This window comes from Streptomyces sp. L7, assembly GCF_050990935.1.
Taxonomy (GTDB): domain Bacteria; phylum Actinomycetota; class Actinomycetes; order Actinomycetales; family Microbacteriaceae; genus Leifsonia.
In genome coordinates this window covers 1,608,867-1,621,110 of sequence record NZ_CP194644.1, presented here as the reverse complement: position 1 = coordinate 1,621,110, position 12,244 = coordinate 1,608,867, and the positions used below count along the sequence as shown (strand labels likewise).

15 protein-coding genes and 1 pseudogene are annotated in these 12,244 nt (G+C 70.7%); 7 read left to right on the top strand and 9 right to left on the bottom strand.

Translation table 11 applies throughout. The annotated features are described in order from the left end of the window. Positions 1-4: 4 nt before the first annotated feature. The 3 genes from ACR5MH_RS08260 to ACR5MH_RS08250 all read right to left on the bottom strand — a co-directional run bounded on the left by ACR5MH_RS08260 (position 5) and on the right by ACR5MH_RS08250 (position 1,509). Positions 5-253 carry a DUF6457 domain-containing protein gene (locus ACR5MH_RS08260; RefSeq protein WP_431346804.1) on the bottom strand — a complete coding sequence of 83 codons (249 nt, stop codon included), beginning with the start codon at positions 251-253 and terminating at the stop codon, positions 5-7. Continuing rightward, positions 253-825, bottom strand: coding sequence for a molybdenum cofactor guanylyltransferase (gene mobA / locus ACR5MH_RS08255; protein WP_431346803.1), 573 nt, complete (start codon positions 823-825; stop codon positions 253-255). The genes ACR5MH_RS08260 and mobA overlap by 1 nt, the downstream gene beginning before the upstream one ends. A gap of 123 nt (positions 826-948) precedes the next feature. After that, positions 949-1,509: a DUF2510 domain-containing protein gene (locus tag ACR5MH_RS08250; protein ID WP_431346802.1), complete on the bottom strand. Its 561-nt coding sequence runs from the start codon at positions 1,507-1,509 to the stop codon at positions 949-951. A 237-nt stretch (positions 1,510-1,746) separates the two neighbouring features. Here ACR5MH_RS08250 and ACR5MH_RS08245 point away from each other — a divergent pair, with 237 nt between their 5' ends. Continuing rightward, positions 1,747-2,343 carry a PadR family transcriptional regulator gene (locus ACR5MH_RS08245; RefSeq protein WP_431346801.1) on the top strand — a complete coding sequence of 199 codons (597 nt, stop codon included), beginning with the start codon at positions 1,747-1,749 and terminating at the stop codon, positions 2,341-2,343. A gap of 271 nt (positions 2,344-2,614) precedes the next feature. Next, positions 2,615-3,475 (top strand): annotated as a pseudogene (locus tag ACR5MH_RS08240) (ABC1 kinase family protein); the annotation flags it as partial. 487 nt (positions 3,476-3,962) lie between these two features. Here the strand turns inward: ACR5MH_RS08240 and ACR5MH_RS08235 are convergent. Both ACR5MH_RS08235 and ACR5MH_RS08230 read right to left on the bottom strand, forming a co-directional pair. Next, positions 3,963-4,889, bottom strand: a complete 927-nt coding sequence (locus tag ACR5MH_RS08235) for an SDR family NAD(P)-dependent oxidoreductase (RefSeq protein ID WP_433862489.1) — start codon at positions 4,887-4,889, stop codon at positions 3,963-3,965. Between the two features lie 22 nt (positions 4,890-4,911). Then, positions 4,912-5,205: a hypothetical protein gene (locus ACR5MH_RS08230; RefSeq protein ID WP_431346800.1), complete on the bottom strand. Its 294-nt coding sequence runs from the start codon at positions 5,203-5,205 to the stop codon at positions 4,912-4,914. 188 nt (positions 5,206-5,393) lie between these two features. Here ACR5MH_RS08230 and ACR5MH_RS08225 point away from each other — a divergent pair, with 188 nt between their 5' ends. Then, a complete protein-coding gene (locus ACR5MH_RS08225) occupies positions 5,394-5,792 on the top strand; it encodes a DUF7144 family membrane protein (RefSeq protein WP_431346799.1) in 399 nt (132 codons plus the stop codon). Positions 5,793-5,832: 40 nt separating this feature from the next. Beyond that, positions 5,833-6,105: a hypothetical protein gene (locus ACR5MH_RS08220; protein WP_431346798.1), complete on the top strand. Its 273-nt coding sequence runs from the start codon at positions 5,833-5,835 to the stop codon at positions 6,103-6,105. A gap of 7 nt (positions 6,106-6,112) precedes the next feature. Here the strand turns inward: ACR5MH_RS08220 and ACR5MH_RS08215 are convergent, their stop codons facing one another. Genes ACR5MH_RS08215 through ACR5MH_RS08205 form a run of 3 tightly spaced genes read right to left on the bottom strand, consistent with a single transcriptional unit; the run spans position 6,113 to position 7,043 of the window. Beyond that, positions 6,113-6,406: a hypothetical protein gene (locus ACR5MH_RS08215; protein WP_431346797.1), complete on the bottom strand. Its 294-nt coding sequence runs from the start codon at positions 6,404-6,406 to the stop codon at positions 6,113-6,115. Positions 6,407-6,452: 46 nt separating this feature from the next. Beyond that, complete coding sequence (locus ACR5MH_RS08210) at positions 6,453-6,707, bottom strand: hypothetical protein (protein WP_433862488.1); 255 nt, start codon at positions 6,705-6,707, stop codon at positions 6,453-6,455. Between the two features lie 27 nt (positions 6,708-6,734). After that, positions 6,735-7,043: a hypothetical protein gene (locus ACR5MH_RS08205; RefSeq protein WP_431346795.1), complete on the bottom strand. Its 309-nt coding sequence runs from the start codon at positions 7,041-7,043 to the stop codon at positions 6,735-6,737. 196 nt (positions 7,044-7,239) lie between these two features. On the opposite strand from ACR5MH_RS08205, the gene ACR5MH_RS08200 reads away from it, so the two are divergent. The 3 genes from ACR5MH_RS08200 to ACR5MH_RS08190 all read left to right on the top strand — a co-directional run bounded on the left by ACR5MH_RS08200 (position 7,240) and on the right by ACR5MH_RS08190 (position 11,273). Then, positions 7,240-7,620, top strand: a complete 381-nt coding sequence (locus ACR5MH_RS08200; RefSeq protein WP_431346794.1) for an SHOCT domain-containing protein — start codon at positions 7,240-7,242, stop codon at positions 7,618-7,620. A 279-nt stretch (positions 7,621-7,899) separates the two neighbouring features. Continuing rightward, positions 7,900-9,267 (top strand): NAD-dependent succinate-semialdehyde dehydrogenase, encoded by a 1,368-nt coding sequence (locus ACR5MH_RS08195; protein WP_431346793.1) that lies wholly within the window; start codon positions 7,900-7,902, stop codon positions 9,265-9,267. Positions 9,268-9,380: 113 nt separating this feature from the next. Beyond that, positions 9,381-11,273, top strand: a complete 1,893-nt coding sequence (locus ACR5MH_RS08190) for an esterase/lipase family protein (protein WP_433862487.1) — start codon at positions 9,381-9,383, stop codon at positions 11,271-11,273. Between the two features lie 92 nt (positions 11,274-11,365). Here the strand turns inward: ACR5MH_RS08190 and ACR5MH_RS08185 are convergent, their stop codons facing one another. Continuing rightward, the gene (locus ACR5MH_RS08185; RefSeq protein WP_431346790.1) at positions 11,366-12,193 is read right to left on the bottom strand and encodes a hypothetical protein; all 828 of its coding nucleotides are present in this window, start codon (positions 12,191-12,193) and stop codon (positions 11,366-11,368) included. Positions 12,194-12,244 lie beyond the last annotated feature (51 nt).

Below are 12,244 nucleotides of genomic sequence, written 5' to 3'. Positions count from 1 at the left end.
GGGGTCAGCCGTCGACGCCCTGGCCGGCCTCCGCGATCGCGACCCGGAGTTCGCGGGCGACATCCTCGAGCGTCCGCCCCGAGGCCACCGCCATCCCGGCGATGTAGGCCGTGAGCGGCGCGGCCGGACGGGTCACCCCGTGGGCGGCGTCCCTCGCGAGGTCGAGCAGGGCGGACACGTCGCCCGGCTCCAGACTCACCCCGAGCCGCCGGGCGGCAGCACCGGCCCATGCGTCGAGTTCCTGCGGTTCCATCAGTGTCGCTCCTTCGCTCGTTCGAGGTCGTGCTGTTCGTCGATGTCCGCAACGGCGTCGGGGTGGGCGCGGACGATCGGGAGGCCGAGGTGCCCGATCAGTGCGCGGACGGGTCGGCCGGCCGTGCCGCCGCCGGCGTCGAGCTGTTCGAGCTGCGCCCGGAGGGCCGCGACCGGGGCGCGCGCGAGCAGCCACTGCACGTTCCCGTCGCCGTCGGCGAGCACGCCCGTCTCGATGGCGTGCAGCGCGGCGACGGCGCGGGCCGGTCGTGCAAGATCGGCCGAGACGATGAGCGTCTCGGTGACCGTCTCCGGCAATGCGGCGACGCCCGCAGCGATGCCTGCGCACGGCCCGCCCCACCGCGGAAACTCGGACACGACCACGACTCCGCGCGGCACCGTCTGATTGGTCGCCGAGACGAGAACGACCGTCGCGCACCCGCTCACGGCCTCCATCGTCCGCTGGAGCAGCGTGCGCCCGTCGACCTCCGCGAGCAGCTTGTCGCTGCCGAAACGCGTCGATCGGCCGCCGGCGATGACGATGGCGGCGGGCGGCGGGGGAGGAAGGGCCACGGGGTCCAGAGTGCCACGGTTGGGGTGGGGGTGCGAGCACTCCGGCGGTCGAGCGATTGCTTACCGGTTCGCGATCGGGCGACGGTCGCTCGCCGGGAGCCGCTCGGAAGGCGGAGCGGCTGGCTAGCCGGCCTGCGCGGGCCCGTGCCAGTTGAGCTGGCTGATGTAGAACACCATCCAGACCACGAAGAAGGCCGCACCGATACAGCCGAGGACGAGCCCGGCGGTGGCACGTCCCCGGCCGGAGTCGACAAGCCCGGCGCGCTCCATCTGATCGGCCGTGGTGCGCGACTGGGCGCCGAAGACGATCGCGAGGACGGACGGCAGCGCGAACGGATTGATGAAGAGGCTGACGATTCCCCAGACGAGCGCTCGCGTCGCCTTGCCGTTCTTCGGCGGCACGGCGACGACGTACTGCGGGCCAGGGTATGGCGAATGCGACTGCAGGGGTGCGTAGGCGGCGGGATCGCGGTACGAGGTCTCCGTGCCGGCCGGCTGGGCGTACGGCGCGGAGCCGAACCCAGCAGGTTGGGCGGTGGCGCTCGCGACCGGTGACACCGGGGATGGCACGGGGTTGTGCGGCGCCGTGTGCTCCGTCCAGGCGGTTCCATTCCAGTACCGGACGCTGCCGGACGCGGCGGGGTCGGCGTACCAGCCGGCGGGAGGGTAAGAGGCGTCGCTCACGATGAAGTCCTTCTCGGGTCGTGTGAGCAGACTAGCGAGAAGCTGACCGCTCGGTAGGGAATTGCCCCTGGATTGGGGTGGGGTCTGGATGGGGGTGCTGGGGAGGCCCGACACTGCCCCGCCCGGTATCATCAGCAGACCTCCCGAATCGCTGGGAGCCCTCCCGATCCACCCCCGAACGATATATCGTTGACTATCGTTACCGACTCACCCGATCAGTCACTCTGGAGGCACATCATGAGCGGAACATTCACCGGCGGCGGAGGCTGGGGCAACATGAACGCGGACGGCCTGTTCCAGGCCTTCGATCAGCTCCGGTCGCAGTTCGAGAAGAAGGTCGGCACCCGGATGGGCCGCGGCGACGTGCGCGCCGCCGTGCTGGCGCTGCTCTCCGAGAAGCCCATGCACGGGTATCAGATCATCCGCGAGATCGAGGAGCGCACCGGCGGGAGTTGGAAGCCGTCGGCCGGGTCCGTCTACCCGACGCTGCAGCTGCTGGCCGACGAGGGACTCATCATGGCCGACGAGTCGAATGGGCGCAAGACCTACTCGCTCACCGAGGAGGGCCGCGCGGCCGCCGAGGAGGCCGGGCCCGCGCCGTGGGCTCCCGAGGAGAAGAAGGAAGACGCCAAGAGCGGCTGGGGCCCGGGCAACTGGACCGGCGGCCACAACCCGTTCGACTCCGAGCTGCCGAAGGCGGGCATGGCGCTCGCGCAGGCCGCCGCCCAGGTGCGGCGCACGGGGACGCCCGAGCAGATCAAGGAGGCCGTCGCGGTCCTCGACGAGGCGCGGCGGAAGCTGTACTCGATCCTCGCCCAGGACGCCCAGGACTGAGCGGGTGACGGCGCCCGACGCGGCCGGATCAGGCGCGACGACGACACCAGGCACGAACAACAGGACAGCAGCAGTAGCGGGCTCCGGCAACACCCGGGCCCGCTACCGCCGCATCCTGCGGTTCGCCGCGGCCAACCTCATCCACATCTGGTGGTACGACCTCTTCCTGCCGCGCATCGGGCTCGGCCGCTTCAGCGAGCGCGGACGCACCAAGCGCCTCACCGCCTTCGCCCGGCGCTTCCACGACCTCGCCGTCGAGCTCGGCGGGTTGATGATCAAGGTCGGCCAGTTCATGTCGTCGCGGCTCGACATCCTCCCTCCCGAGATCACCAAGGAGCTCGAGGGGCTGCAGGACGAGGTCCCGGCCGTCCCGTTCGACGCCATCAGGAGGCTCGCCGAGGACGAGCTCGGGATGCCGCTGGAACGCGTCTTCGACAGCATCGACCCCGTCCCGGTGGCGGCGGCCTCCCTCGGGCAGGCGCACCGGGCGCGGCTCGCCGCACAGGACCGGGAGGACACCGGGCTCGACACGGTCGTCGTGAAGGTGCAGCGGCCGGGGATCGACGCGATCGTCGACGTCGACCTCGCCGCGCTGCGGCGGGTGGGCGGCTGGCTCAAGCGGGTCCGTGTGGTCGCCGACCGGGTGGACATGCCGGCCCTCGTCGAAGAGTTCGCGGCGACCAGCCTGGAGGAGATCGACTACCTCCATGAGGCCAGGAGTGCGGCGCGGTTCGCGGAGGACTTCACCCACGACCCGCGCGTGGCCGTGCCGGAAGTGGTCTGGGAGCGCACCACGAGGCGCGTGCTCACGCTCGAAGACGTGACGGCGATCAAGATCACCGACGTGCTCACGCTGCGCGCTGCCGGGATCGACCCGGCGCACGTGGCACCGGTGTTCGCCTCCGTCATGTTCGACCAGCTCTTCACGAACGGGTTCTTCCACGCAGATCCGCACCCGGGCAACATCTTCGTCACGCCCGACGTCGCGCAGGCCGGCGACGGGATGGACGCGACGACCGCGCACCCGTGGAAGCTGACGTTCATCGACTTCGGGATGATGGGGGAGGTCCCCGACGGCACGCGCCGCGGCCTCCGCAAGCTCCTCATCGCCGCGGCGGGGCGCGACGGCAAAGGGCTCGTGGACGCGATGCGCGACGTCGGGGTGCTGCTGCCGACCTCCGACACCAGCGAGCTCGAACGGGCGATGACGCAGCTGTTCGCGCGGTTCGGCGGGATGGGGTTCGCGCAACTGCGGGAGGTCGACCAGCGGGAGTTCCGCGACTTCGCCACCCAGTTCGGCGACGTGATCCGGTCGCTGCCGTTCCAGCTCCCGGAGCACTTCCTCCTCATCGTCCGGGCGATGTCGCTGACGTCCGGGGTGAGCAGTGCGCTGGACCCGGACTTCAACATGTGGAACTCGATCGAGCCCTACGCGACGCAGCTGCTGCGCGACGAGAGCGGCAACATGGTGCAGGACGCGCTGAAGGAGGCCGCCGCCATCGCAGGCGTCGCGGCGCGGCTGCCGAAGCGGCTCGACGGGATGGTCAACCGGATCGAGGAGGGCAACTTCTCGGTGAAGACGCCCGGGCTCGACCAGCGGATCGGGCGGCTCGAACGCGTCACCCGGCGGCTGATCGCGGCGGTGCTGTTCGGTGGCTTCCTGGTCGCCGGAGCGGTGCTGCTGCCCACGGTCCAGGCATTCGGGATCGTGCTGATGAGCGTGTCGGCGCTGCCGCTGATCTACGTGCTGGTCGGCGGCCGCAGGCGCTGACCAGCGACGCCCCGCGGCAGGGCGGATGGGGAGCGGGCGCGTCAGGCTCCGCCGTGGTCAGTGTCTCCAGGATCGCCGCCGCCACGCCTTCCGGCGTCTGCGCCGCGGCCGGGTCGAACGCGGCGGCGGTGCGCGCCAGGTAGGCGTTCAGCGCGCCCTCATACGGCGTCCCGGCCACTGCCGGCGTCTCCTGCGCCTGCACGTTCGCGACGAACTCGGTCGTCACCGCTCCCGGCTCGATCACGCTCACACGGACGCCGACGGTCGCGGCGACCGGGGTCAGCGACTCCATGAAGCCCTCGACGGCGAACTTCGCAGCGCAGTACGCCTCGTTGAACGGCTGACCCACCACGCCGCCGACGCTCGACACCGTGACGACGCGGCCGCCGCTCTCGCGCAGCAGCGGAAGCGCGGCCTTGGTGACGGCGACGACGCCGAAGAAGTTGACCTCCATGACGGCGCGCACGTCGTCGACGGACTCCAGCTCAACCGTCCCGAGGTGCCCGGCGCCCGCGTTGTTGAGGACGGCGTCGAGGCGGCCGTACGTCGACCGGATGTGGTCGAAGCAGGCCTCGATGGAGGCCGGCGAGGTGACATCCAGGGGCTGGAGGTCGAGTGTGACGCCGGCGGCGTCGACTGCGGCCTGCAGCGCGCCCGCCCTGCCGAGGTCGCGCATGGTGGCCACGACGGTGAAGCCGTGGCGGGCGGCGGCGACCGCGGTCGCGAGGCCGATACCGGAGGACGTTCCGGTGACGAGGAGGATGGATTCGGTCACGGTGTCATCCTGCCATCGCAGCTCACTGCTCCGGCAGGCTCACCCGCGCCCCATCACGGGTGAACCCGCGCGTGGCCTCGTCGTAGGTGGTGTGCGACCGTTTCGGCGACGAGTCGGCCGGCGGGGGCACCTCGGCGTGTTCGAGGGCTCGCAGGACGAGCGTCTCGACCAGGTGGGATGCCGTGGTGTGGCGGTGCAGGGCGATCCGGACGAGCGCGGCGTACTCCGGCTCGCTCAGGTGCAGCTTGAGTGGGATGCCCCCGGGCACGGTGCCGGGGCCGAGGGCGGTGGGGCCGGTGGCGTTGGCTTCGCTCATGTCCGGATTGTGCCTCCTGCGGCACCGCCTTGGCTATTCCCGAGATTTTGTCCCCCGGATGGCGCCGAACGACGTATTGCCGAGCTCGCGACCACGGGGGCATCATGCGGCCACAGGGGAGCCGGAGGGCCGTCCCCGAGAGTGCCGCCGCTCCGGACGGGACGGCGGCGGCGAGAGGGGTGCGGGAAATGACCGAGGCGAGGGCGGCGACCGGCTGGGTCGGCTGGGCGTATTTCGCGTCGACCATGCTCTTCATCGGAGCGGCGATCGACATCTTCTACGGGATCATGGCGATCGTCGGACCGAACACGGCGTACTTCGTCAGCACGAAGGGCGTCGCCTCGTTCAACGTGGCACTCTGGGGGTGGTGGTCGCTGATCATCGGCGTGCTCCTGCTGCTCGCCGGGCTGTTCCTGTTGCGCGGGGCGATGTGGGCGCGCGTGTTCGCCGTCGTGATCGCGGGAGTCAACGCCGTGACGCAGCTCATGTCGCTGCCGGCACAACCGTGGTGGTCGATCGTGATGGTGACCGTCGACATCCTCGTGATCTACGCGGTGACGGTGCACGGACGGGAACTGAAGAGCTAGCGCGCGCGGAGGCGGCACGGACGGCTTTCGGGGGTCGGTCATGGAGGACACGCGCGGCAGTTTCGTCGCGGTCTTCCTGTACCCCGGCGAGTCGCGCGAGAGCACGAGCAGGCGGCTCCCGATCGTCGGCGCCGGGCCTCCCGCGGTGATCCGGGCGGCCTCGATGTTCGAGGGCGCCGCCGCGGTCGACGTGTTCCGCCTGGTGGACGCCAGCGCGTGGCCGGAGGCCGCGGCCTACCTCTACGAGGGGACGGTGCCGGGAACGCTGGAGGACGGCGACGGCGTCGAGCAGGTGACCACGCCCGACGACTGAGCGAGCGCTACCGCGGTGTGTACTCGTACACGACCGCCGACCAGTGATTCTCCAGCTCGTCCCATGCCGCGTCGTCCATGTACGCCAGCCGGAACTGCAGGTTGAGTACCGGCCCGAGCACCTCCAGCACGTCGGGACGGAACGGCATCTCGGGCGGCAGCCCGATCCCGAAGCTGTGGATGACACTGTCGTCGGCCGCGCGCAGCCACACGCCCCAGCCGCGGTCGAGCGGCATCGCGACCACGCGGAAGACGTGCGCGGGCTCGTAGTCGGCGGGGAGCGCGTCCGGGAGGTCGGTCATGGGACCAACCTACACAGCAGGCCGCTCCCGTCTTCTGACCACCCCGTCACCGCGCCGCCCCGTCACCGCGCCACCCCGTCGCGGGGGCGCTCAGACCGAGCTGGTCGTCAGCCGCCGCCTCCGCCGCCTGCACGCGCCGCACTTCCGCCACCCCCGCGCAGAACGAGCTCACCACCGCCGCGATCAGCACGACCAGCGCGTCCACCAGCCGGGTCGTGCTCAGGTCGGCGCCCGGTGTCGTCGCCAGGGCCACGAGGGCGACCAGAGCCACCGCCCCCGCGAACCTGACGAACTCCCGCATCGACCGTCCCCGCCTTCCCGTGCCGGCCTACATCGCGGCCGGGATGGACGGCTCGTCGGCGTTCGGGGGGTCCATCCCGGGCACCGAGACTGGAGGCTTCATCCAGATCCGGTCGGCCGGGGAGCCGGTGCCCAGGAGGTCGACCCCGGGGAGGATGGCCGAACCCTCCCGGTGCACCGGCTCGTCCATCGCAGCCCCGTCCCAGCCTCCCGAGTCGAGACCCGGAATCACCGTGTCGCCGTCCTCGTCGTGCAGGGTGTCGAGGGTGCGGATCGTGGCCGTCATGAGGCCGGCGTCGTCGGGAACGAGCCCGGCCTCGACCAACGCGATGTCCATATCGACCTCCCCGCTCGGTCTGGCGCGTTCGGCCACAGGATGCATCACCGCCACGGCGTTGGGGAGAGGGCAATGGAGAGAATTCTCTTGCCGTCCGAGCATTTCGGAACGCGCAGAACGGGTGTAGCCACGGGCCGTTCCGCGGGGTTACATTCCGGGCGCCGGCACTGGGCCGGCACTCGAGGGGAGGAACGAAATGAGCAGCTTCTGGAGTACGGTCTGGCTCTTCTTCTGGTGCTTCGCGTTCGTCGCCTACCTGTTCGCGCTGTTCGCGATCATCGGGGACCTCTTCCGCGACCGCGCGCTCAACGGCTGGTGGAAGGCGGTGTGGATCATCTTCCTGATCTTCGTGCCGTTCCTGACGGCGCTGGTCTACCTCGTCGCGCGCGGCCGCGGAATGGCGGAGCGCAACATGAAGGAGGCGTCGGAGACGCGAGCCGCGGTGGACGCGCACATCCGCGAGGTCACCTCGAGCGCGAGCCCGGCGGATGAGATCGCGAAGGCGCAGGCACTGCTGGACACCGGCGCGATCTCGCAGGACGAGTTCGCGCACCTGAAGGCTCGGGCGCTGGGCTAGCGCCGACCACCCGCGCCAGCGCGTCGCCTGAGCGGCCGTACCCGGAGAAAGGAAGACGCGCCTGGATCTCCTTCCGAACGGCGTTCGGTAGGAGAGTCGGCGGCGTGGCGTGCGCAGGCTCCTGGCGGAGGGGGTGGGGGCACGGGCAGCAGGCTCCGCCGGAGGGCCGGCTTCGACTCGTAGCGCGAGCCGACACCGGACCCGTAGTGTCTTCTTGAGGGCTTCCCTGCCCCGATCACCCAGGGCCACGACCCCGTCACTGTAGGAATAAGGAGCAACATGAGCTACGCCGTGACCAATCCCGCCACGGGCGAGACGGTCAAGACCTTCGACACCATCACCGACGCGGGCCTCCAGGCCGCCATCGCGTCGGCCGACAACGCATACCGCACCTGGTCGAAGACGACCACGGTCGAGGAGCGTGCGGCCCTGGTGCGCCGTGTCGGAGAGCTGCACGTGGAGCGCCGCCAGGAGCTGGCCGACATCATCGTGCGCGAGATGGGCAAGCCGGTCGAGCAGGCGCTCGGCGAGGTCGACTTCGCCGGGGCGATCTACGAGTACTACGCCGACCACGCGTCGGAGTTCCTGAAGGACGAGCCGATCCAGCTTCTGGACGGCACCGGCTCCGCGGTCGTCCGCCGCTCGGCGCTGGGCGTGCTGCTCGGTGTCATGCCGTGGAACTTCCCGTACTACCAGGTGGCCCGCTTCGCCGGCCCGAACCTGATCATCGGCAACACCATCCTGCTCAAGCACGCCGAGCAGTGCCCGGAGTCGGCCGCCGCGATCGAGCGGATGTTCCTGGACGCTGGCTTCCCGGAGGGCGCGTACGTCAACATCTACGCGTCGCACGACCAGATCGAGACGGTCATCGCCGACCCGCGCGTGCAGGGCGTCTCGCTGACCGGCTCGGAGCGCGCGGGCGCCGCGGTCGCCGAGATCGCCGGCCGCAACCTCAAGAAGGTCGTGCTGGAGCTGGGCGGGTCCGACCCCTTCATCCTGCTGTCGACGGACGACCTGGACGCCACCGTGCAGAACGCCGTCGACGCCCGCCTCGACAACAGCGGCCAGTCCTGCAACGCCGCGAAGCGCTTCGTGGTCGCGGACGAGCTGTACGACTCGTTCCTCGCCAAGTTCACCGCCAAGCTCGCCGAGGTGGAGGCCACCGACCCCACCAGCGAGAGCTCGGCACTCGGCCCCCTCTCGTCGCTGAAGGCGGCCGAGGGCCTGGACGAGCAGGTCAAGCGCGCCGTCGCCAACGGCGCGACCCTGGTGCGCGGCGGCGGCCGCAACGGAGCGTTCTTCGAGACGACCGTGCTCACCGACGTGACGCCGGACAACCCGGCCTCCAAGGAGGAGTTCTTCGGTCCGGTCGCGCAGGTCTTCCGCGCGAAGGACGAGGCGGACGCGGTGCGCATCGCGAACGACACGCCGTTCGGCCTCGGCTCCTACCTCTACACGACCGACGAGGAGCAGGCCCTCCGGGTCGCCGACCAGATCGAGGCCGGCATGGTCTTCGTCAACGTCGTCCTCGCCGACGGCGCGGAGCTGCCCTTCGGCGGCGTGAAGCGCTCGGGCTCGGGCCGCGAGCTCGGCCGCTTCGGCGCCGACGAGTTCGTGAACAAGAAGCTCATCCGAATCGGGGGCTGACGCTTTCGCTTTCTGGACGGCCGGTCACCTTCGGGTGGCCGGCCGTTCGTCCTCTCCGGACAGTAGACCATCCGGTCTTGACACATCCTCACCATCGGCGGGACCCTGTCCCCGTGCAAGAGCTGCCGATCGTCTACTGCCGCGGGTATGCCGGCCCGACCAGTCAGATCGACTCCACGGTCAACGATCCTTTCTACGGCTTCAACGAGGGCGCCACCCACACCCGGGTCAACGGGGACGGCGACCCGCTGTTCTACCAGTTCGAGGGCCCGCTGCTTCGGCTGCTGGGGGAGCGCGCCTACCAGCTCCTTGTGCGCGGCAGCCAGAAGGAACTGCTGGCGACGGCCGACGCCGGCACGCTGCCGCAGAAGTCCATCTGGATCCACCGCTTCTACGACGAGGCCGCCACCACGTACGCCGCGCCGACGCCGCGCACGGGCAACCTCTTCGACCGGGCGATCACCTGGACGGAGGACCTGGTCCGCGAGCACACCCAGGCGCAGGGCTTCGACATCGAGCAGGCCGCGCGGGAGTTGTACGACCTCGTGCTGACGGTCCGCGAGAAGACCGGCGCGCCGAAGGTGTTCCTGGTCGCGCACTCGATGGGCGGGCTGGTCGCGCGCTGCATGATGCAGAAGGTGTGCGAGGAGGACGGCCGCATCCCCGCGAAGGAGCTCGTCGCAAAGTTCTGCACCTACGCGACACCGCACGGCGGGATCGTCTTCACCGGCGGCCTCCTCAACTGGCTGATGGAGACGTTCGGACCTGCCGGGTCGGACATCTTCTCGCCGCCGAAGATGTACGGCTACCTGACGCCAGGGAAGAAGTTCGGCGACAAGCCGATCGGGGAGGCGTGGGATCCGCGCGTCATGCCGCCCTCGGTGTTCGACGTGGACGACGTGTTCTGCATCATCGGCACCGACCAGAACGACTACAACCTGGCGAAGCTCGGCGTCGGGCCACGCAGCGACGGGCTGGTCCTGATCGAGAACGCCTACGTGAAGGGTGCGCACCGGGCGTTCGTCTACAAGTCGCACTCCGGCCCGTACGGCGAGGTGAACTCCGAGGAGGGCTACCAGAACCTGTCGCGCTTCCTGTTCGGCCACTGGTCGGTGCAGGTGGAGCTGAGCAAGCTGCCGCCCGCGTCCGTCGTCGCGGCGCGGCCGGACGTCGCGTGGCAGGCCGACCTCCAGCTCGCCATCCGCGGGCTGTCGGTGCTGATCACCGAGCAGAAGGCCGCGCACTACAACCCGGTGCAGCTCAACGCCGAGATCGCGCAGCACGCGGCCGGCGCGGCCGGCGACGACTCGGTGGACGCGCCGATCCCGCTGGTCGGGACCTTCCTGTTCTCGAAGGAGCCTCCGTCCGACCTCCCGCCGACGCACGTCACGCCGGGGGTGGGGGACGACCCGGGACCCGGGGTGGCGGCTGTCGGGGCATCCGAGGTGGAGGTCGCCGCCGCACCCCTCGAGGCGCGGCACCGGACCTGGTGGCACCGGCTCCTGGACTCGTTCGACGTCGGCCAGGAGGAGCCGGCGCGGGGGGCGCCGTCGAGCGCACAGGCGAACGTCGCGCTGGAAAATCCGCTCGATCCCACACTTCCCGCGGTGGCGGCTGCGGCGGTGGCCTCGTACGCGCAGCTCAGCCAGGACCTCTCCCGCTACGCCCTCACCCTGCGCGTGTATCAGGTCATCACGCGCAACGGCGTCTTCGACTTCTCCAGCAACCTGGAGCAGGTCGGCGACTGGCAGGACGTGCTGATCGTCGACATCGGCCGGGCGGCCGACGGGCGGTTCGGCGCCTGGACAGGCTGGAACAGCGCCGTGCCGGGAGCGATCAACCAGCTGGGTCAGATGGCGGAGGAACTGACGCTCACCCCCGACCCGCAGGACCGCAACGTCATCCACGCCCTGCTCGACCTCCCGCCGGCCGCGCGCGCGCTGCCGATCTTCGGGCCGGCCGCGCAGCTCGCCTTCACGATCGTCAACCGGGACGGGGACGGGTAGGCCCGGAGCACGGCCACCGCCCTCGACATTCCTCACGAATCGCGCGATTGACGTCGCGATTCGCGACATTCGGCACGAATCGTGCCGGGCGGTCAGCGCGCGATCGGTCCCGGCCGGTCCGCGTAGGTGCGGCCGGTCACCACGAGCCGAAGGATCGCGGGCGTGACGTCGTAGCGCTCCGCCAGCTCCGCGAGCGGCGTGCCCTCCGCGTACGCCTCCCGGATGCCGCGGACCTCGTCGTCGCCCAGCCGCCTCCGGTGCGCGTCGGCGATCGGGCCGCCGTGCCCGGCGTGGGAGCTGCCCCGCACGATGAGGCTCACCCGCTGCTGGCTGGTGCCGAACCGGCGGGCGATCTCGGTCTGCGAGACCCCTGCGCTGTGCAGCCGGCGCATCTGGACGACCTCGTCGTCGTCGCCGGTCGCCTCCTCCACTCCCGTCGTCGCGCCGCGGACGACCGACGCGATCGTCCAGTGCGAGACGCCGAAGCTGTCCGCGATCGCCTGGCGGTCCTCGCCGGCGCGGACTCGCTCGCGGATCCGCTCCACCTGCTCGACTGTCAGCGGCCGCGCCCGCGTCGCCGCGGTGCTGGTGAGTGGTCCGCCGACGTCCGCGAACGCGCGGCCGGAGGCGATGTTGGAGACCATCGGGTGCGAGATCCCGTAGCGCTCGGAGACCTCCGCGCGCGGTGCGCCCGCCGCGACGGCCTCCCGGATCGCGACGACCTCCTCGCTCGTCACCTTGCGCGCCTTGCCCGGCAGGATCGGGCCGCCGGCCTCCTGGCGCGACCTCCCTGTCACCAGGCTCGACACAGTGTTCTGGCGGACACCGTACTCCGCGGCCAACTGCACCTGGCGGGCGCCCGCGGCGTACTTCTCGCGCAGCTCGCGCACCTGCGCGTCGGTGAGCGGGACGGATGCCATGAGCCGAGAGTATCGGTGCGGGCGGGCGCGGAAAAGGCTCTGGGGGCGGCG

What these genes read in the sequence shown, in the direction of transcription:
- ACR5MH_RS08260 (WP_431346804.1), bottom strand. Translation starts at nt 253, where the DNA reads ATGGAACCGCAGGAACTCGACGCATGGGCCGGTGCTGCCGCCCGGCGG.
- ACR5MH_RS08245 (WP_431346801.1), top strand. Translation starts at nt 1,747, where the DNA reads ATGAGCGGAACATTCACCGGCGGCGGAGGCTGGGGCAACATGAACGCG.
- ACR5MH_RS08230 (WP_431346800.1), bottom strand. Translation starts at nt 5,205, where the DNA reads ATGAGCGAAGCCAACGCCACCGGCCCCACCGCCCTCGGCCCCGGCACC.
- ACR5MH_RS08225 (WP_431346799.1), top strand. Translation starts at nt 5,394, where the DNA reads ATGACCGAGGCGAGGGCGGCGACCGGCTGGGTCGGCTGGGCGTATTTC.
- ACR5MH_RS08220 (WP_431346798.1), top strand. Translation starts at nt 5,833, where the DNA reads ATGGAGGACACGCGCGGCAGTTTCGTCGCGGTCTTCCTGTACCCCGGC.
- ACR5MH_RS08215 (WP_431346797.1), bottom strand. Translation starts at nt 6,406, where the DNA reads ATGACCGACCTCCCGGACGCGCTCCCCGCCGACTACGAGCCCGCGCAC.
- ACR5MH_RS08210 (WP_433862488.1), bottom strand. Translation starts at nt 6,707, where the DNA reads ATGCGGGAGTTCGTCAGGTTCGCGGGGGCGGTGGCTCTGGTCGCCCTC.
- ACR5MH_RS08205 (WP_431346795.1), bottom strand. Translation starts at nt 7,043, where the DNA reads ATGGACATCGCGTTGGTCGAGGCCGGGCTCGTTCCCGACGACGCCGGC.
- ACR5MH_RS08200 (WP_431346794.1), top strand. Translation starts at nt 7,240, where the DNA reads ATGAGCAGCTTCTGGAGTACGGTCTGGCTCTTCTTCTGGTGCTTCGCG.
- ACR5MH_RS08195 (WP_431346793.1), top strand. Translation starts at nt 7,900, where the DNA reads ATGAGCTACGCCGTGACCAATCCCGCCACGGGCGAGACGGTCAAGACC.
- ACR5MH_RS08185 (WP_431346790.1), bottom strand. Translation starts at nt 12,193, where the DNA reads ATGGCATCCGTCCCGCTCACCGACGCGCAGGTGCGCGAGCTGCGCGAG.